The following is a 20,426-nucleotide window of genomic DNA, read 5'->3' as shown; positions in this document are numbered from 1 at the left end:
TCTACATCCCCCTATCATGCGCGGCAAAGCTGTGATGGCGATTTTCGTCTGCGTCGCGCTGCTTCAACTCCCGTTTGCTTCAGCAGATGACAGTGCTGCGAGCGCAAATGGACTCACCGATGGAGTGAGTTCAAGCGGGTATGTTTGTTCAAACGACGGATGCTCTCCGCAAGATGCAAAAGACTACTGGAAAATCCAAGGGAAAAAGGGAGACATCGTCCAAGTTACCTTCTCCGGAAGCATGAGCAATCCGAACTGGTTGTGTTTCAATGATGGGTGGGAAGGGACCTTTACGATGGGTTCTACGTCTGCAAATGTTGACGACGGCAATCCAAGCCGTTCGCTTTCAACAACCCTCTCCACTGCAGGCGAAATAAGCCTCAAGGTTGAAGGAAAGGATTCCTGGTGCAATGACGGCTTTGATTATACCCTGACTCCGAGCATCGATAAGACCAACCGAGACTCGGATGAGGACGGATTTGTTGATACCGACGATGACTGTGTTGACCTCGTCGGCGCCTCAACCAACGACCGCAACGGCTGTACAGATTCTGATGGTGACGGATGGTCAGACCCCGATTCCGGCTGGGGCGCTCAGAACGGAGCGGATGCCTTTCCAAGTGAAGTCACGCAATGGCTGGACTCGGATAACGACGGTTACGGCGATAACCGAGAAGGATACATGGGTGACCATTGTCAGTTCAGTCGTGGATACTCTTCTTCCGACCGATTCGGTTGCATTGACTCCGATGGTGATTCCTATTCTGACCCTGACCCCGGTGGGCTCAATGGCTACGAGCCATGGTTTTCTCACCCTACCGGGACTGCCGACGCCTTCTTGAATGACGGTTCTCAATGGAACGATACGGATTTCGATGGTTACGGAGACAACTGGGCAGATGGGGCATTGAACAGCACAAGAGCCGTTTGGGAGATCGGACAATATTTCTTCAACGCAACTCAACCGGACGCGTGCCCGTTTGTAACAGGCACTTCCTCATCGGACCGGTATGGATGTCCCGACGGAGACGGTGATTCGTTTTCGGATGGTGATGAAAACTGGACGCTTGCCAACGGCTCCGACGCTTTCCCAGCAGAACCAACCCAATGGGAAGATACCGACCGTGATGGTTGGGGCGATAACCAATCAGAGGGAGCGCTCTTCATCGATGATTTCCCTTTCAACCCGAGTCAATGGCGTGATACGGATGGAGACGGGTGGGGTGATAACCAAACCTACGGCGCCACTCAAGTCGACGCCTTCCCATTTGTTCCGACTCAATATCAAGATACAGACGGCGATGGTTACGGTGACAACCTTGCTGGATTCGAGGGTGATGTTTGCGTATCTTCCACCCCCGAAGAGGTTGATTCGGGATGGATTTCACGCTTTGACCGTCTCGGTTGCCGAGATGTTGACCGTGACGGTTACTCTGACCCGACAGAAGATTGGATCGCCCATCCGTCTGGCTTTGCCGATGCGTTCCCCAACGATGCGAGTCAATGGCACGATACCGATGATGACGGCTATGGTGACAACCTCGAATTCTTTGACGGGCAAGCTTGGCGTCCTTCTTACCGGCCCGATGGCTGCCGAACGACATTGGGCGATTCTACTTTTGACCGGTGGGGCTGTCCAGACCAGGATGGTGATGGATGGTCAGACGCAACGTCCTACTGGTTGGCAAGCCCGGGTGGAATGGGCGATGCTTGGCCAGAAGATCCCACTCAGTGGCACGATATTGACGGTGATGGCAGAGGCGATAATCCAATGGGCACTACCGCAGATGTTTGTCCAGACGTTGCTGGAACTTCCGTCGGGCCTTCTTCCGGTGGAGACCGATGGGGTTGCCAGGACACTGACGGTGATGGATGGTCAGACCTTGGGGACGCTTTTATTCACGAACCGACCCAATGGCGAGACAGTGATGGTGACGCATTTGGAGACCGAATTGACGGCCATCAAGGAGATGCTTGCCCCGAAACCCGAGGAACATCGATTCTTGACCGGCTCGGGTGCAGGGATACCGATGGAGACGGATGGTCGGACCCGAGTGATTCATGGCCTGCTCATCCATTCGGGACAGGAGATGCATTCCCTACGGAATCTTTGCAATGGAAAGATTCTGATCAAGACGGTTTCGGAGACCTCCCCCTTGGGGCACTACGAGACGACTGCCCCGAAGAATTTGGTACTTCTAAGCGAGATTTACAAGGCTGTGTTGACAACAACGGTGACGGTTGGTCCAACGATTACGGTGGATTTGCCGCAGCCATCGCCATCATGGGAGAAGACCCTGCGGCCTCTTGGCTGACCTATCTTGTCGTCGGCCTCGGATTCATCTTTGGTGCGGTTGCAGCTCTTATCGTACGTACTTCGAGAGAACGTTCGATCTTGATGGAGCAATTGGCCTTTGATAAGGAATTGGAGACCGACCAGACCGATTTGCTTCAAGCCCCCGTTGAACCACGGATTATCCCAATCGATGAACTCCCTCCTCTCCCCATGGCCCCCGGAGGTGAGCAACATGAATGAGGCCTCCAAAACCACGGCTGTTGCATTCACGGTGCTTCTGTTCCTTTGCTGCATCCCCACAATGAACGGGTCGGCTGAACTTACGCCTGACGAGCGTCTTGCAGAACAAGGTTTGACTCTGCTTGCCTTGCGTAATGACACGATCGATACCAATCAAGATGGAGACATTGACGCCGTCAGAGTTGTGGTTGTTCTCAATTCGACGCAATCTCAGAACGAGATGATCATCAAGTTACGCGGGTTGCACAAAGAACGCGAGGTCATGGTGATTCAAGAATTAGCATTTGAATCTCAAACCAACATCAGTCTAGTGTACGATTCATGGTCCGCCGGAGAACATGATTTACGGCTGGACTTCTTTGACCGTGACGGTGATTTCATCGCAACTTATCCTCTTCCAACGTTCCTCCTTAGGCCTGCTCTGCAAGTCCCACTTGTTCGTCTTGACCTTGATGCTGGACAAAGCATCCAAACGGGAGAAGTCTGCACCGTCAACAGAGACTTTTCCGATGAAACCGGACCGCGCTACGGTGAAACTGGAGTGCGTACCTTCACGGGTGCGCCGTTCAGTGTTCTTGAAACCCAGCAATCTCTTGATTGTTCATCTTGGCCTGCAGGCGATTACGAACTGAAAGAAACCTATCGCAACGGGCTGGGTCAAACAACAGAATCAACATTGAACTTCACCATTTTCAATCGCCCCCCTCCTGATTTCACACTGAGGGTAATGGGCCATCAAAATACAACGGATACGCCGTGTTCTGTAATGATCGAATCCGAGCAAACCATGGACTATTCCTCTATGGCCAAGGTATGGTCGGTCCAGGGCACGGTTGTTTCAGGCATCAACAGCACCACTCTGGATTGTTCATATTTGGGCCCAGGAGCCCATCTTGTGACGCTAGAAATCATCACTGGAAAAATGATCTCATCAACTCAAGGGACCAATATGATCCGTCTTCCCTCGTTGGAACTGATGGAAAATGAGAGTGCATCTCTCCCGTCAACCTCACTCGGCCCTGAAACAAAAACAACGTCGGTGGGCTGGGTTTCAATGGGCATCTTGGCTCTTGTCGTGACGGTTCTTGTCTTCCTGATGCTGGTTAGGGTTCGTGAACCCGAACCTCTTGAACTGCCCAACTTAGGGCCTGAGCCTCAAATTTTAGCCGACGGCTCTCCAGATTCACAGGGACTCCCCACAACGGTCGACGACCAAGGCATGTTGTGGCGGCAACATCCCGATGGCTCTGTAGATTGGTGGGACCAAGACTGGAGAATCTGGCATAAGTGGTGATTGTATGGATGTTTCAGAAGCAATATGGGCGGTCGTGTTAAGCCTCGCAGGATTATTTGTTCTACGCCTCGCCTATGTTTGGTGGACTCGCGTCCGCCCACTTCGCCCAAAATTGGACCTCATATGGGCGGCTGATTGTGAACACCTCACTACCGCTGAAGTCGATGGAAACGATATCACGTTCAAAATGGTTCGAGACTTTCACTGGCGAACCACTCGAGACCGCGACGAGCGCTGGGAAGAAGAGGTCAAGGTCCGTTTGGATGAACTCAAGGATGTTTGGTTTATGGTGGACCATTTTCATGCGATAAAAGGAATGGCTCATACCTATCTCACCTTTGAATTTGAATGCGGAACATGCCTCTCCTTTTCTTTTGAAACCCGCCGAGAAAAAGGTGAGCGTTACCATCCTTGGGACGGCCTATGGCGTGCGTATGAACTCTATCTCTTGGTTGGCTTTGAACGCGACGTAACGGGGCTACGAACCCATGCTCGCAACAATAAGGATTACATGTTCAGGGCAATCACGCCTCCTGGGAAAGACAAGATGCTTCTTCTTGGTATGATTCAAAAATTAAATCAGCTTTCAGTGAGCCCAGAGTGGTACCATTCTTTGCTGACGACCTGCAATACCTCCATCGTTCAAATCGTTAATCGCGTCACTCCCGGAAGAATTCCGTTCTTATGGAGGAATTTCCTGCCAGGCCACACACCTCGGGCCGCATTTAAACTCAAACTGATCGAAGATTGGGGTGGTTACGAGCCTACACTCGAGCGAGCCCGGATTGATGAGGTGGCCCAACAGTGGGATGGTGTCGAGGATTATTCGGCCATGCTGAGAAACCATCTGCCTAAAGGTCCAATCACAGAAGAGATTTGATGATCACAAGAGCACCTTCTTCAAATGAAAGTTGAATGCGATTGTTCTTGGCGATATTATGGACGCCCTGGCTTCCCATCTCCAATCGGTGTTGATGCAATTCATAGGCGCAGCCGGTGAGGTTAAGGCCGTCGCAAAAGGGAATCGCAAACAATGAAAACTCACCCTCAGGGCCAACTTCTATAGAATAGTTTTTGCCTTTGATAAGGGTCTGTATACTCTTCTTTTCATGGATCATTTCAATCTGAAGTTGGGAGGCCACACTTGTCAGGATGTTTCCCCACTCATGGCCAAGGTCATGACCTAATCCACCAAAGACCACCAACCTTGTGTGTCCTTTTTCGGCACAATAGGTGACGGCCTTTGAAAAATCGTTCGATTCTTGGTCGTTGTTTTCAACAACCTCACCACCTTGTTTGATAAATCGCATCAACGTCCTTTCGAGAACACTGTCCATGTCTCCAATAACGGTGTTGACCACCAGGTCAACTTCCAGTGCTCGGTCAAGGGCGCCATCACAAGCAATGACGTGAACAGCTTGTTCGCACTGAGCCTGAAGAACAGCAATACTCGGCCACGGGCCGTTTGCTAAAATGAGGCTGTAGGCTTCCTCCACGATGCGACGAATCGGTTTCCCCTTCTCAACCAAACGGTCCTCATCATTGACCTTTTCTCAATTGACCCCCTATGGGGGGTCAAGAAATAAGTGAACAATGATTTTCAAGGTCGGGGTGTGTGAGTGTAACATGTCGGGCGCTCGTTTTGGAACTCCAATGCAAAAAAGCGTGATGATTTTCCTGCTTTTTTTACTCACTTCTTTTTCCCCGATGGTGAATTACAAGGGGGTGGAAATCTTTGATGAGTCCACAGAAAACCCTCAATCCACGTCTCCATTCACCCTCTCAAGTGGTGATGGACATGACTTTGCGGGTACTGTAATTTCATTCGATGGCCTTGAAAGCGGTACTGTTCGGGAGGAATCGGCTTTGGATTTTTGGTCAAATGTTGAATTAAACAATTCCTCAGTTGAACATCACGGCACGCCTGATATGAAACTCACCCGCTCCGACAACGAACATTTCTGCTGGAGTACAGAAGAAGGCCCGGTCCGAACCGCCATTCATCGTCCCAGTGGTTCATGGACTTCGATGCTCGTGGATAACGTGTCTTCATCCAATTCAACAGCACTTGTTGACTGTGCTATTTCGGTGACGGAGAACGAACGCCCACGTGTTCTTTACGCCGACGGACCGGATTTGAAAATGGGCCGTTACGCCGCTTTGAGTCAAAATTACTGGGATCGTGCAAGATGGCATACACGCACAATTTTTGAAGACGTCAACCCCACTCATTTGGAAATGGACATTACCCCTGAAGGACTGGAATGGGGGCTCATGAGGACACAAGATGGCGCCTTGCATCAGGTGAACTTCAGCGGTAACTATTGGACAAAATTCCTCCTGGATGCCGGGCCTGTCGGAACCGACCTTGAGTTAGAGGTTGATCCAACCGGTGTTGCCCATATTCTCTACACTCGCAATACTACGGGTTCAGTTGTCTTGCTACGCATTGACGGTTGGGAGCATGAAACTCAGATCCTTTCCCAAGATACGGCCACAAGTTCAGCACTCGGGATGGGGCTGGACAACAATAACGTTGAGCAAGTAGCAACGGTCGTACAAGGGCCGTCCAGTTTTTCCATCCAGTTGATTCGTTCCCTTGATGGACAAGATTCAGGAAGAATTAACCCGACGCCGTCCTACACTGTTTCCGGACAAGATGACGCCTCGGAAGGCTCCATGGCGATGGGGGACTTGAACGCTGATGGCTTCGTGGATTTGATTATTGCAACCCCAACAGCAAACCTGCTCGGCCACACTCATAACGGTAGGGTCAATGTCTATCACGGTTCAACCGCAGGCCTTTCATCGGTTCCAGATGTCATCCTTGCCGGTGAAGATGATGATTTCCACTTTGGGATGGGCATTGATCTTGGTGACTTTAACGGAGATGGGATTCAAGACCTTGCTGTTGGCGTTCCAGGCTGGCACAATCTTACTCAAAGCGAAGGTCAGCAAGGACAGGTTCAAATTTTTGCTGGTCACACCGATGGACTGACCTCCCAACCCATGTACTCGATGTCAGGATCAGGAAATGAGCGCCTTGGAAATCTTGTGAACTCGCTTGAACAGAACGATGGTTCTCCCGCATTGGCGGTCTCTGCACAGGGGTGGAGTAACGGTCTTGAAGGCGCGGAGAATAAATCTGGAAAAGTCCTTCTCTTTGATTTTGAAAACGGGAGCATGACGTTACAACGTAATTTGACTCAAACCTCATTCGGGAAAATGTTTGGACGAACGATGGAAGCCTGTGACATTAACGGAGATGGTTTTGATGAATTGGTCATTGCGAACACGGGGACTTTCTCTAATGCTTTGTCGTATTCATCTGTTGAATACTTTGAAGGTTCTTCAAACGGATACGATGGCTCTCCAATCCACGTTATTGAGTCCAACCAACAAGGAAGGTTATTTGGGCATAATCTCGCCTGTTTGGGCGATGTTACCGGTGATGGTCTTGAGGATCACATCATTACAGAACCGTTTAACAGTTCAGGAGGCGGCTTTAGTGCAGGAAAACTATGGTTGTACAATGGAACGACAGGTTCCATGTCTGTTGAACCGGATTGGGTCCTCCTCTCGTCCGAGGCAAACGCTCGAATTGGCGCAGCAGTTGAATCGGTCGGGGACCTCAACGACGATGGTTTTGATGATGTCCTCATCAGTAAAGTCGGAGGAGATAGCGGGGGCAGTATCGAGATTTTCCTGGGCTCATCAAGCGGATTACAGACGGAATCTCAATTGCTTGCTCAAGGACTTAGCGGTGAATCTCTTGGCGCTATCATCGCAGGATACGGGGACATTGATGGAGATGGACTGAATGAAATCGTCTATTCAATGAGGAACACATCAGGTGGGACCGATTTCAGTTTGAATTATCCCGTTCTTACCGAACGCGATTGGGAATCACTCACGTTTACCTACAACGGTGTGCTCACCGGCTTGGACCTCGGTACGGCTACACGTGGAGAAACTTCAATCGTCTTCACGCTGGCCAATAACGACGGACATCAACTGATGAAACTTGAACACATGAAGGACGGAACTCCTATCGGGCAATGGTTAGAGCAATGCATTGTTTCCTCGATTGACCCATCAACCCAATTCATTTTCGACGTTCGCTCATCGGGAATGCCGATTATCGTTACCGAAGACAATGTGCATATGGTTCTCCATACAGTGTCGTCAATGACGGCAGTCGAAATGGAAGTGGCAACCACTGGAACCATGGGGCAATACCTTGGAGCGTCATTGGATGCTGACGGTCAACAAGTGCTTGCGTATACTTCAGGGACGGGTCAACAAATTTTCCTTAGCCAAGAATCAACATCAGGTTGGACCCACGAAATGGTACGTTCTGCTGCAGTTCTTGGCGGATCGATCTCAGTTTCAGTTGACGGGGCAGGGGCGCCACATCTGGTCTACAGGCTCACAAACAACCAACTTGAACTCGCACAACGACCGAGCGGATGGGCTCTTACTTCTCTTGGAAACGAAGGTGAAGCCGTCTCAACGCAGCATCCATCCCTCATCATGCCGGATGGAAACCTTGCGGTTGCACTGGTTACCTCAGATGGTAACGCAACAAACCTCTCTCTTTGGACGTATGACGGCCAGCAATTGGAATCCTCATGGATTGCGAATCAATCTGATTTGGACGTCCAGATCTCAACTGCTTTGCTCTCCAACGGTTCCTTGTTGGTCGCTACCCTCACTTCAACAGGTGAATTGTCTTTGTTTGAACAATACCCAGGTTCAAGCGTATGGGAGAATCATTCCATCGCTCAACCGAGCGGTACTGACAATGAATACCGCTTGGACCTCTATGGCGGCCAGAATCCGGTTTTAGCTGTCCGTGCAAATTCCATTTCCGCTCTTTACAGTGTGAATGGAGATGGAAACTGGACCTCGATTGCAGAACGACCTGCAGCAGCGGTTGATGGTGCCTGGGATGTTGTGCATATGGGCAGCCACTTGCTCCTCTTGACAAGTGAACCTTCTACTCAGCGCGTAACGGTCAACACACTTGACCTCAACAGCATTGCGAATGCTTCTCCTTCCTGGATCAGCGCTTCGTTTGGTGATATCGAATCATCAGGTCCAATGAACGCAATGGTTGACACGAACGGCACCGTACACCTTTCTTATTGGGATACGTCGTCCGATGACGTCGTGGTCTTGAGGTTGTACGCCGACCAAGATAGAGACCTCGTGTTTGACCTCGTTGATGCTTTGCCGACGGTTGGAAATCAATGGATGAACAGCGACTCTGATGGTTACGGGGACAATCCACTTGGTCCATTGGGTGACGATTGTCCGAACACAACAGGCTCCTCCGGATATGTACTTCATGGATGCCCGGACTTTGATGTGGACGGGTTTGCAGACCAAATTGACGCATGTCCTGATGACGGCGGTACATCTTGGATTGACCGCTTTGGATGTGAAGATGCCGATCAAGACGGCTGGTCTGACAACGGACAAGGTTACATCGACGGTGACCGATATCCTGACAATTGGAAAATTTCCCTTGACAGCGATGGGGATACCTACGGGGATAACCACGGCCCTGATTGCTGCGATAGTGAATTTGATCCTGCCGTTGGCGATGAATTTCCCTACATATCAAGTCAATACAAAGACAGGGATGGAGACGGGTACGGCGACAACGATTCCGATTCGGTATACGGAGATTTTTGCCCCTTTGATTGGGGCAGCTCTTACCTTGACCGAAATGGATGTCTTGACACGGATGGAGATGGTGCAAGCGACCCTTCCGATACAGGCACCTCATTGGAATGGAATGAATCCATGGGGGCCGACATGTGGCCTACTGACCCAACACAATGGGCGGACAGTGACGGTGACGGCTTCGGCGATAACGGTTCAATGAATGCAACCAACCCCGACAGCTTCCCGAACAACATCGCTGTTGCAAACGATTCGGACCAAGACGGATATCCCGACACGTGGACGGAATTTTACAATGCCACCATGGACGATGACGATGATGGAATTGAGAACGCTTTCGATTGGTGCGGAGGGTCCATTACAAATTCTACAGAACAGGTCGACGCAGAAGGCTGCAATGATTTTGATTCAAGACCCATACCACGAGCCCCTCCCAGTTTGAACAACAAAGGTCTCACGCTCGATGGATGCCCAGGTGAATGGGGCAATTCAACCAAACCCGCAGGTGGCTGTCTTGACTCAGACGGAGACTCATGGAGCGATAACATCGATGCCTTTCCTCTCGAGCCCACCCAATGGACTGACCTTGATGGGGACGGTTTCGGGGACCAAGTCAATGGATTCCAGGGAGACGTATGTCCTGCTGAAGTGGGTGTACTTGATGGAACTGCAGGCATAGGATGCCGATTTATAGATTCCTCAGACCAAGACATTGATGGTGTCATCAACCAAGATGATGATTGCCCCGAAACGCCATCGGGTCAGCCTGTGAATGCACAAGGCTGTGCAGAATCCCAACTTGATGATGACAACGACGGAGTCACCAATGATGTTGACCTCTGTGCAGATACCGCCGCAAGTGCAACCGTCGACAGTGATGGCTGCAGTGAACTCCAACGAGAGTCGGATTCCGATGGTGATGGGCTTAACGACCCTGAGGATTCCTGCCCGGGAACCCCTATTGGAGCGTCCATTGATGCAAATGGATGTTCGGAAGAACAGCGGGATTCTGACGGTGATGGAATCTCTGACCTTGACGATGTTTGCGACGATACGCCACTTGGCTTCCCGATCCTTGAAAATGGATGTACCGATGAAGATGCGCTGGATACAGACTTGGATGGTGACGGTTATTCGGGTGCCTACAGTTACAATATCGATGCCGAAACTGGACTTCGGTACGATGAACAGGGAGATGCTTATCCCACGGATGGCACGCAATGGTTTGACCGAGACGGCGACGGCTACGGCGATAACAATTCAGGTACCAATGGAGATGATTGCCCTGAGGAAAAAGGGACTTCGTTTATTGATTACCTCGGATGCGCTGATGATGGCGACGGGTGGCGAGATGAATTTGAACCAGCCAATCTACGAAACGATTCTACCCAGTGGCAGGATACTGATTTCGATGGATACGGCGATAACTGGGGTGACCCTTCTTGGAATTCGACACGCAACCCTACCTGGCCGGGGGTTTTCATTGAAGGTGCGACCAATGCGGACTTGTGTCCAAAGACACTGTATCAATTGAAAGACCAAGTTGACAGCGATGGATGCCATCTCACCGAACGAGATTCAGACGGGGACGGTGTCTTTGATAACGAAGACATCTGTGTTGATGAACCCAAAGGCTCTGATGGCTATTCAGACGGCTGCCCCTATGTACCGCTCTCAAACGGCGATGGTGATGATGGATTGTTAGGGATGAGCGGAGGGACGCTGATGATTGCTCTTTCTGGAATCGGTGTGCTGGTGATTGTCGTCTTCCTCGTTGTTCTTCGCTCCTCAAATAGAGAAGATGAGGACGATGAAGACGATGATGATTATGACGACTTTATGGATGACGATGACGATGACGACGTGTTCAAGTCACTGGACCGCAAATCTACCGTAGCGTCTTCAAGTACGGCTGCTGTTGGTCCTTCCCGCACGAAGCAAACCGAACGAAAGGGACCTACATCTTCTCCAAAGCAACGTTCAACACCACCGCAACAGAAGGCGTCTTCAGGGCCACCCGGACGTTCGCCACCTTCCCGTGGACCTCCAGGTGCGAAGAAGGAAGTTCAGAAAGTCGCTAAGAAAAAGTCTGTTCCGGCTCAAGATGAACCATCTGCAAAAGTTCGAAAAGCAAAAATCAGCGTTGATTTAAGCATCTTTGAAGACTGGCAGACCGACGATCGTGAATCGGCTGTTGACTGGGTGGTTGAGGCATCTGGGGATGGTGAACTTGAGCGGACTATACTCATGCAACTTCAAGAAACAGGGTGGTCTGCTGAACAGTCCCGAGCCATTTTCAATCTTGCACGAAATCGATGAGGTAACCTTGGTAAGATATCAACATCCGTGAGGTCTTAAATGCAGGACCGAAGTCGCAACGGTAGGGAGGGGTAAAATGGCTGACGACACAAGTTCTTCGAATCAACAAACCATAGAAGTTGATGATGCCGCGGCTTACTTTGGAGCCACGACTTCTTCGGACATGCTCCATACCCTCATGTCAATGCCTCGAGAACAAGCAATGGCTCAGTTCTTTGACATCCTCTCGGATATCGTTCTTAGCCCTGGTGACTTTGATTTTGAAGCAGCCAGCGAGCGTATGCAATGCGAGGGCGGTGAAATCTACTACCTCGTCGCAGGCCACCTTGGGTTGATGAGCATGCCCGATCCGCTATTGGATGCACTGGGCCTTCCAAATTCAGCAGGAGAGACCATGGGGGCTCGCCTCGCATCAATTGCACCAGAGCAAGAAGGGCCTCTAACTCAACTTGCCGACCCTATGCGGATGATGAAAATCTTTGCAGTCGCGCATCAAACCGGCCAAGCAAATGAACTCATGAAGTACATGAATACACTTCAAGGCCACTTGAATTCCATAGAACAATCGGTCGAAATACTGGTCAATATCAACAAGGAATTGGATGCAGCGCTTGATGTAAGTGGTCACGTACTTCCCATGCCATCCCTTGCAAGTGGATCTGCTGCACCAGCGGAAGTAACCCTGCCGGCGCCCTCACTTCCAGTCGCATCAACTCCGAAGACCGTCGTTCCGCTACCAAGCATTGAAACGCCATCGGTACCGGTTCCATCAACTACCATTTCTGAACCCAGTGATGCCCCTACTGCTGTTCCACTTCCGAGTGAATCGGTTCAACTGCCCGTGATTGAGGCGGAATCCGTACCTGAGGAAACAGTGGTGAACGTTGAAAGTGAAAAACAAGTGGCTCGAGCGACCCAAAATGCATTTGCTGGAGCGTTTGATATCGGAATCGGAAGTGAAGAGCAAACACCTCCAGTTGCAGAACCACAGGCTGAAGAAACGATTCCTTCAACAGTGCCTATTTTACAAGAAGAACCTCCTCAAGAGGAACCCGAGGAAGAAGAATTCGTTAGTGCGGCAGAGCATTTCATCGCTGCAGATGAGGACAGCAGCGGGGCATTATCTGTTGAAGAACTCGCATCAGCCACCGGGGCAACCATCAAAGAGGCCACCGAATTACACGCAGAGGCAGATACGGACGGAGATGGGGTTGTTACGCTTTCAGAATTTATTTCATCTCCGGCGGGCGATCGTTCGGCAGCACTGCCGAAACCCGTAGCTCCAGTTCGAAAACCGTTGGGTGGCGGGCAACAACAAGCAGCTCAGGCCCCTCAACCCGTGACACAGCGACCCCCTCCTCTCCCTCAGCAACCTCAGCAACCACAGCAAAACTGGCAGCAGCAACCTCAGCAACCACAGCAAAATTGGCAGCAACAACCTCAGCAACCCCAGCAAAATTGGCAACAACAACCTCAGCCAGGATGGCCTCAACCACAGGCACCGGTGGTTCAACCAACCATTCGTTCTGGCGTACACTGTAGAAATTGCGGTATTGGTTTGGACCCATATTGGCGTTTTTGCCCGGTTTGTGGCCAGCAAAATATGGGCTATTGACCTTATTTGAGCAGGAATTGCCCTTCTTTGACCAATTCTGTTTCATCCAGCCAAATGCTTGGTGAGTTCATGACACCTGAAACGTGAATCCCAACAGCAGAAGCACCACCAAGCGTCGTATTGTCTCCAATTGAGAAGTAAGCTGTCCCCAACCGCTTTTCATCTTCGAGAACACTTCCAATGAGTCTCGCTTCTGGATTCATGCCAAAGCCAAATTCTGCGACCGTCCAAACATTCTCTTGTTCTTTGCTTCGTAATCGTTTAGCTGCTTCTCCAAAGGCTTGCCGAATTTGAGCAGCGGCAGTTCCTCCTTTGACATCAACGACCAATCCATCCTCAATCTGCAGAACAATAGGCTCGTCAACCAAGGCTGAATCCCAGGACCCATCAATCACAATTGTTCCGTTCATGGTTCCTTCTCTCGGAAGGGTAAAAATTTTCCCAGCGGGGAGATTTGTCAACATTCTTGGTCGATTGCAAATTCCATTATCGTCCAATTTCCATTCTCTCCAATTGACTTCAAAGGTGACATTGGTCCCTGCTTCGGACTTTACATTAACAATACGTTTACGCCTCAGAACAGGAGCCATTTCTCCCATGTTTTTCTTAATCAATGCAAAGTCCGCAGACATTCCACCGCTGGTGAACATTTCATTGGTCATTCCGGGCATGGTCGCTACTCGAGCACCGTCTTTGATCGCTTGGCGTACAGCTCTTGTGTGGGTTAGGGAATATCGAGTCGGAGCGATCACTACCTGTTGTTGCCGCATTAAATTGACAACCGGGGCAGGTGGCTCTTCTCCGTGGTGGCGCCCTTTTGGCATCACAACCAGCAATACCCTGTCCGAGCGCTTGCTCGCAGCATCGTGCAATGCTTGTCCAATACCTGTTGTTGTGGAGTCGCATACAATGAGGATATTTTCTCCACGGCGCAAATCCATGCAAATATCAACGACGGTAACAGCACTTTTTTCCATCAATTCATCCATTTTATCTTCCGATTCGTCTTCCTCAACTTCAACCGGTTGAAGGGCTTCGGGTGGTGCTGGTTGACTATCATCAAGTGCGATAATCTCGCTTTCATTGACGGCTTCATCCAAGTCAGGATCTTCGGAAGTTTTGGGAATCCCGTCCTTACCTTTTCGCCGGAAAGGGGACACCATGATAAGCGTAGAATTCTATTCTTCTTCAATGTGTGGTTTGTTCTTTAGGCTGAAGAGAATTTCATCTTCGTTCAATTTGAAGGGAGTGTTCAAGAACACCCGAGAATTCGTAATGCCATGCAAGCCTATGATGACTTCTTACTTCGCGTTCAAGACATCCACAGATTCAGTTCTTTACAGGGCCATCTTGGTTGGGACCAAGAGGTACTGATGCCTCCAAAGGGCGGCGAATCCCGTGGCGAAATCCTTGCATGGTTGGCAGGGAAGCGGCATGAACTTCTTACTGAACCCGAAATGGGATCCTTGCTCTTACGTCTGGAGTCTGAAGAACTGGATGTTGACCAATCTGCTAACGTCCGAGAAATGCGTCGGGCGTACGACCAAGCAGTGAAACTCCCAAAAGAATTTGTTGAGGCGTTTGCTAAGGCACGCTCCGCATCTCTTGTTGCATGGCAGGAAGCGAGAGCGGCTTCTGACTTCTCAATGTTCAAAGAAACGCTCGAAGCGTTGATTGAAATGACACGAACAAAGATCGCTTATCTCGGCGTAACAAGTACACCTTACGACGTGCTGTTGGACGAGTATGAGGTTGGAATGACCGTTGCCGATTACGACCCCCTCTTCCAAGGCCTCAAGGAACGCTTGGTGCCTTTGCTTCAATCAATTACCAATGCACAGCAACATCAGACCGCTCCTCAACTCCCCGATCGTCTCCGGTTTTCGATTCCAGCCCAAGAAAGGTTCTGCGAGGCCATATCTTCTCGCATGGGCTTTGATTTTGAAGCGGGGCGTATGGATTCTTCGACCCATCCATTCTCAGCAGGGCTATGGCCTGGTGACACGCGCTTCACAACACGATTTGATGACAAAGACCCTTTTTCCTGCTTGTATGCCGTGATGCATGAAACGGGCCATGCACTTTACGAGCAAGGTCTTGACCACACTCACCGCTTCACTCCACGTGGTGCAGCAGTTTCGTTGGGTGTTCACGAATCCCAAAGCCGTTTCTGGGAAAATCAAATTGGACGTACGGCCGCATTCTGGGATGTTGCCTTGCCGCTCTTTTATGAGGAGTTTCCCGAAGCCCCTCAATGGGATTCACAAACAATGAATCGGATTGCTAACAAGGTCGAAAAAGGCTTTGTGCGGGTTGAAGCAGATGAAGTCACTTACAACCTACATGTGATGCTTCGTTATGAGATTGAAAAGAAATTATTCAATGGTGACCTTTCGGTTGAAGACCTGCCTCACGCTTGGAATACAATGTTCAGCGAGTGGTTCGGAGTTGAAGTTCCTGAAGACCGACTCGGATGCCTTCAGGACATTCACTGGTCGATGGGGGCGTTTGGGTACTTCCCGACCTACACCCTTGGTAACCTCTACGCAGCGCAACTCCTGGAAGCAATGCGCCGTGACCTCGGCGACATTGATGCGATGATTTCCTCTGGTGATTGGAGTCCGATGTTGGATTGGCTACGGCCTAGGATTCATGAGCGTGGTAGTCAGGTGACTCCGAGTAAACTGATTGAGGATGCTACCGGAAGAGCCCCTACGCCCGAACCTTTCCTCAATTACCTCGAACAAAAATACCGAGCACTGTATCAACTTGGTGAGTGATTATTCCCAAGGAGTCATGATGATTGCTTCACCCACTTCACCGGGTTCAACCAAGATTTTTCCTTTCTGTCCAGTTGCAGTCGTTCGTTCAAACACAGGAACCCCTGCAACAACCGTCACTTGAGCCCATCCAACAAGGGCATGACCTCTAAAGGGACTCCAGCCAACCCGACTCCACGAATTTTTGTCTTCGACAACCGCTTCATTCACCATATCAACAAGGACGACATCTCCGTCGTTTCCTTCTTCTAAGAGCCCCTTTCCTGACATGTTGTAGCAATCTGCTACATTCGTTGACATCCAACGTACAACATCTTCAATGGAGCATTTACCATCCTTTGCGTGGGTGAGCATGACGGCGAGTGAGGTATCAACGCCAGGCATTCCGCTGGGAGCCTTTGGAAAGCCGAGATCCTTGGCTTCCAATGTGTGGGGTGCATGGTCGGTTGCGATGCATTGAATGGTACCTTTTTGCATGTGATTCCAGAGCAGTTCACGGTCCTTCTTGTAACGAATGGGAGGATTCATTTTCAGCCGAGTCCCTTCTCGCTTCACATCGTCTTCATCAAACGTCAAGTGTTGAGGTAGCGTTTCGGTTGTGATGATCGCTCCAGAACCTTCGGCTTGACTTGGAAGCGTTGTTTTGCCCTCAAGCCAGTCAGCTTCCAAGCCACTTGTCAGGTGAAGAACGTGCAAGCGATGCCCGGTTGATTCGGCCAGTTCAACAGCGAGTTTTGTGGCTAAGAGGGCGGTGACATCATCCCTCCATTCTGCATGTGCAGCGATATCGGTTCGTGATTTGAATTCCTCAAATCGCTCGATAAGTCGTTGTTCATCCTCAGCATGCACGGCGATGAGTCCCGCGGTATTTTCAAAAATAGTTTCCAAGGCCTTTCGTTCGTTAACCAAGAGCGTACCCGTCGAAGACCCCATAAAGACCTTGATGCCACAAATCCCGGGAATCGCAATCGGCGCATCTGGTGTGCCCACCGCTTCTTGAAGGTCAGCAACGTTTTCTGGAGTTGCTCCAATGAAAAAGCCATAATTGTTCACGCACTTTTGGGATGCAGTGCCCAACTTCATGTTCATTCCGTCCATCGTCGTAATGGACGGTTTGTTGTTGGGCATGTCAAGGAATGATGTCACACCACCGCTAACGGCTGCGGCTGACCCGGAACCCAAATCTTCCTTTTCCGGTTGACCAGGGTCGCGGAAATGGCATTGAGGGTCAATCATTCCCGGGAGGAGGTGGAGGCCTTCTGCATCCACCAACAGTTCATCTTCGTGTGGGATTAGGGTACCTGTGGGGTCAATGGTTTCAATGACTCCAGTTTTTATCCTCAAATCCCCAATAATGGTTTGGCCTGGGAGGACCATCGTCGCCCCGCGAATTAGCATATTTCCCCTCATGTTCAGTCTCCAATCGATGCTAATGCGGTCAGCACATCAATATCGCGCTGGGGCGCCCTCAACGAGAAGCGCCTTTGGGCCGGAATGCGTTGCAAACTTCAGTTTCCATGTCCATGTATGGGCCGTTCATCAAATCAACACAATACGGGACGGACCTCCAAATCTCATCAATGGTTTCTCGAATGGCCTTTGGTCGCCCTGGGAGGTTGAAAATAAGGCTTGAACCCCTGAGTCCTCCAACTTGACGGGAGAGGATTGCAGTTGGGACATAAGCAAGCGATATACTTCGCATTTGCTCACCAAAACCAGGCATCATTCGGTCGCAAACAGCAATCGTAGCCTCGGGTGTGACGTCTCTTGAAGCAGGCCCGGTACCGCCAGTTGTCACAATGACATCGCAGCCGAATTCATCCACCAAGGATTTGAGTGTGCTCTCAATAACTTCTATTTCATCACGAACACACCGGTAATGCGTTGTCCAAGGACTCTTGATGGCTTCATCAAAGAAGGAGAGGATTGCAGGACCTCCTTCGTCAACATACACACCTTCACTTGCACGGTCACTCACCGTCACTATTCCGAGACAAACAGAATCTCCAACGTGGCCGTCCCGACCCTCTCTTGATGTTTGTTGGTCCATTGAACCGCCTCACTGATCGCCGTATTTTGCAACAATGTCTGCGTGGAAGTTATCGAGGAGCGTGTCTTCAAACAATTCAGTCTGTCGTCGCATCTTAGTTGAGCGGATGTGAAGCACAGCCATGAGGATAAAGACAATGATAATCATTGGAATGAATACCTCAAGTTTGTACTGGTGCATGAATTTGACAATCCCTTCTGCGGTGTAAGCCCAGGTGATGGATGCGATTGATCCACCGATAAATGTCGCAATGAGCACGCGCATGAATTGCATACGTGAAAGCAATCCAAGCATGGCCCCAACAAGAACTCCGGAGGCCATGAACGGAATCCAAACGAAGACGATTAAGCCCCAAAAGCCCCATTTGTTGATCATCTCGCGCTTTTCATTGGCCATGTATTCGACCGTTGAAAGCGTATCGCCGAGGAATTTTGTTTGCAGCATTCGGCCACCTAGGCCATCTTGTCGTGCAATTGCAACGATTCGATCGTCATCAGCGGATTTTCGTTCCACACGACCGGCACCTGAACGGTCTGCGAGCGTTGAAACTTCGTTTCGTGTTTTGACAACCAATTCCTGAGTGCCGAGTAGTTCTTCATTACGCTCGGAAATGAAGGTGAACAATTCGTCCTTGATTTGAGTCGAGGTTTTGTCAAAGCGGAAAAACGCAAACCTTTGTGTTGGCCGGTAAATGACGGAGACGAAGACCACGCGGTCGTCACTTGTTACAACGGCCCCGTTCATTTCGACGTCGTTCCTACGGGTGAAGAAGAGGTCCAAACTGTCTCTAACATCGTCTTCAACTCTTGACAATGAATGCAATTCGGAAAAGAAGGACGAGTAATCTTGTCGCTCTTCGGCTTCATCCCCGCTGACCACACGGGTTCCAATTCCAACGCCGGAGTCGAAATCAATCGATTGGCCAGCTCCAATGATGCGAACGTTGAGTTGTACCGGTTTGAAGACTCGGAAGATCGCAAACTCTTCAAGAAGATTGCGAAGGATTTCTGCACGTATTTCTTTGGCGTCAGAAAGCGTGTTTTCAGTGTTTTTATACGCTACCATAATGTCAATGGACAGGTCCCTTGTTTCAACTTTGAACAGGTCATGGTCCACTTCCACATTAAGCCGATTTGCAATGTCGGTGACGGTATCTTCCACCAGTCGTGCAATGTGGTTGCGGGAAAGGATGTCGTCGGTATCTTGGTGGTAGACCTTGTACATCAGCGGGTAGAGCACGAGCAGTGAGATGAGGGATAGAGAGAGTGAAATGAAGGCCATCCACCAAGCAGGGATTCCGGCTGCCCCTCCGGTTAGCATGGCGGTTTCACGTCCACCACCCAATTCTGCTCCCATGAGGAGGTAGCCCCAATCTCCGAGATCTTGAACCGTCCAGCAGGACCGTAAGCCCGAGTCGGCAATACGAACATCCGAATGTTCTGTATCATCGACAAACGGAAGGAAGGACAGCGCTTCGCTGGAGATGCTCAGTTCAAACGCTATGGTTTTGGTCATCGATTGCATGACGAACGGAGAACTGATGTTGTTCTCTTCATGGACGGTTAGCCTGAATTTGAGGGTGTATTCGCCTTCCGCTAGGTCAGAAAAAGGCGCTTTGAAATATGCCCTGCCCGAATTGTCTTCATCCTCGTCAACAATACGGGTGGTTTCATCGGTCAATGCAACCTCATTTGCTCCACCGTTCTCCTCAATTGAGTAGTTGAGGAAAGCCACCCCGTTGGGTAGATTGTGGCCTGCGATTGAAAACAATTCTTGCTCGGGGGCGGGGAATATGTTGAGCCACGGTTCATCCGATACCTCTTCGCATTCATCACCAATGTCCAAAAATGTAGTCGATGCTTGATGGTCGAGAGCGGTTGTGTTTCCAAACACTCCCGAAGACATAGAGAACAGAAGCAGAGCAAATAGCATGCCGTAAACGAGCCCGCCCATCAACACGAAATCCTCTATCTTTGAGAGGAAGAGTTTCCCTCCTCCCATACGGCGTTGACGGATTTCTTGGAGTTCCTTAGCCTCTTTATTTCGAGATTTTGTATGCTCTTCCTGAGCGTCGGGGGAGCCCTCTTGGTCTAATCCCTCTTTGCCCATAGTGAGGGCAAGTCGGAACTTCCTCATGAACC

11 protein-coding genes are annotated in these 20,426 nt (G+C 50.2%); 6 read left to right on the top strand and 5 right to left on the bottom strand.

Annotated elements, in window-relative coordinates; all coding sequences use genetic code 11:
- The first annotated feature begins 16 nt into the window (after window positions 1–16).
- From AAA857_RS01980 to AAA857_RS01970, 3 genes are read left to right on the top strand one after another with little or no spacing between them, the layout of a single operon-like run.
- Window positions 17–2,536, top strand: a complete 2,520-nt coding sequence (locus tag AAA857_RS01980) for a hypothetical protein (protein ID WP_338172535.1) — start codon at window positions 17–19, stop codon at window positions 2,534–2,536.
- Window positions 2,529–3,830, top strand: coding sequence for a hypothetical protein (locus AAA857_RS01975; RefSeq protein ID WP_338172533.1), 1,302 nt, complete (start codon window positions 2,529–2,531; stop codon window positions 3,828–3,830). Before AAA857_RS01980 ends, AAA857_RS01975 begins: the two co-directional genes overlap by 8 nt.
- A gap of 4 nt (window positions 3,831–3,834) precedes the next feature.
- On the top strand, window positions 3,835–4,710 hold the full coding sequence (locus AAA857_RS01970) for a DUF4105 domain-containing protein (protein ID WP_338172531.1): 876 nt from the start codon (window positions 3,835–3,837) through the stop codon (window positions 4,708–4,710).
- Here the strand turns inward: AAA857_RS01970 and AAA857_RS01965 are convergent.
- Window positions 4,694–5,326, bottom strand: a complete 633-nt coding sequence (locus AAA857_RS01965; protein ID WP_338172529.1) for a thiamine diphosphokinase — start codon at window positions 5,324–5,326, stop codon at window positions 4,694–4,696. The two genes, AAA857_RS01970 and AAA857_RS01965, sit on opposite strands and share 17 nt — an antisense overlap.
- 130 nt (window positions 5,327–5,456) lie before the next feature.
- On the opposite strand from AAA857_RS01965, the gene AAA857_RS01960 reads away from it, so the two are divergent.
- Window positions 5,457–11,840: an FG-GAP-like repeat-containing protein gene (locus AAA857_RS01960; protein WP_338172528.1), complete on the top strand. Its 6,384-nt coding sequence runs from the start codon at window positions 5,457–5,459 to the stop codon at window positions 11,838–11,840.
- Between the two features lie 76 nt (window positions 11,841–11,916).
- Window positions 11,917–13,455: a hypothetical protein gene (locus AAA857_RS01955; RefSeq protein ID WP_338172526.1), complete on the top strand. Its 1,539-nt coding sequence runs from the start codon at window positions 11,917–11,919 to the stop codon at window positions 13,453–13,455.
- 2 nt (window positions 13,456–13,457) lie between these two features.
- Here the strand turns inward: AAA857_RS01955 and AAA857_RS01950 are convergent, their stop codons facing one another.
- Window positions 13,458–14,618: an aminopeptidase gene (locus tag AAA857_RS01950; protein ID WP_338172524.1), complete on the bottom strand. Its 1,161-nt coding sequence runs from the start codon at window positions 14,616–14,618 to the stop codon at window positions 13,458–13,460.
- Window positions 14,619–14,735: 117 nt separating this feature from the next.
- On the opposite strand from AAA857_RS01950, the gene AAA857_RS01945 reads away from it, so the two are divergent.
- Window positions 14,736–16,235 (top strand): carboxypeptidase M32, encoded by a 1,500-nt coding sequence (locus AAA857_RS01945; protein WP_338172522.1) that lies wholly within the window; start codon window positions 14,736–14,738, stop codon window positions 16,233–16,235.
- On the opposite strand, the gene AAA857_RS01940 is transcribed toward AAA857_RS01945, so the two are convergent.
- The 3 genes from AAA857_RS01940 to AAA857_RS01930 are packed head-to-tail and all read right to left on the bottom strand — an operon-like array spanning window position 16,236 to window position 20,394.
- A complete protein-coding gene (locus AAA857_RS01940) occupies window positions 16,236–17,645 on the bottom strand; it encodes an amidohydrolase family protein (RefSeq protein ID WP_338172520.1) in 1,410 nt (469 codons plus the stop codon). It abuts the gene before it with no gap.
- Window positions 17,646–17,703: 58 nt separating this feature from the next.
- The gene (gene mog / locus AAA857_RS01935; protein WP_338172518.1) at window positions 17,704–18,285 is read right to left on the bottom strand and encodes a molybdopterin adenylyltransferase; all 582 of its coding nucleotides are present in this window, start codon (window positions 18,283–18,285) and stop codon (window positions 17,704–17,706) included.
- 9 nt (window positions 18,286–18,294) lie between these two features.
- A complete protein-coding gene (locus tag AAA857_RS01930; RefSeq protein ID WP_338172516.1) occupies window positions 18,295–20,394 on the bottom strand; it encodes a small multi-drug export protein in 2,100 nt (699 codons plus the stop codon).
- Between the last annotated feature and the right edge of the window lie 32 nt (window positions 20,395–20,426).

The sequence above is a fragment of the Candidatus Poseidonia alphae genome (assembly GCF_943787815.1).
Lineage (GTDB): Archaea > Thermoplasmatota > Poseidoniia > Poseidoniales > Poseidoniaceae > Poseidonia > Poseidonia alphae.
Note: the sequence above shows the minus strand (reverse complement) of the source record. Positions and strands in the feature narration are given on the sequence as shown.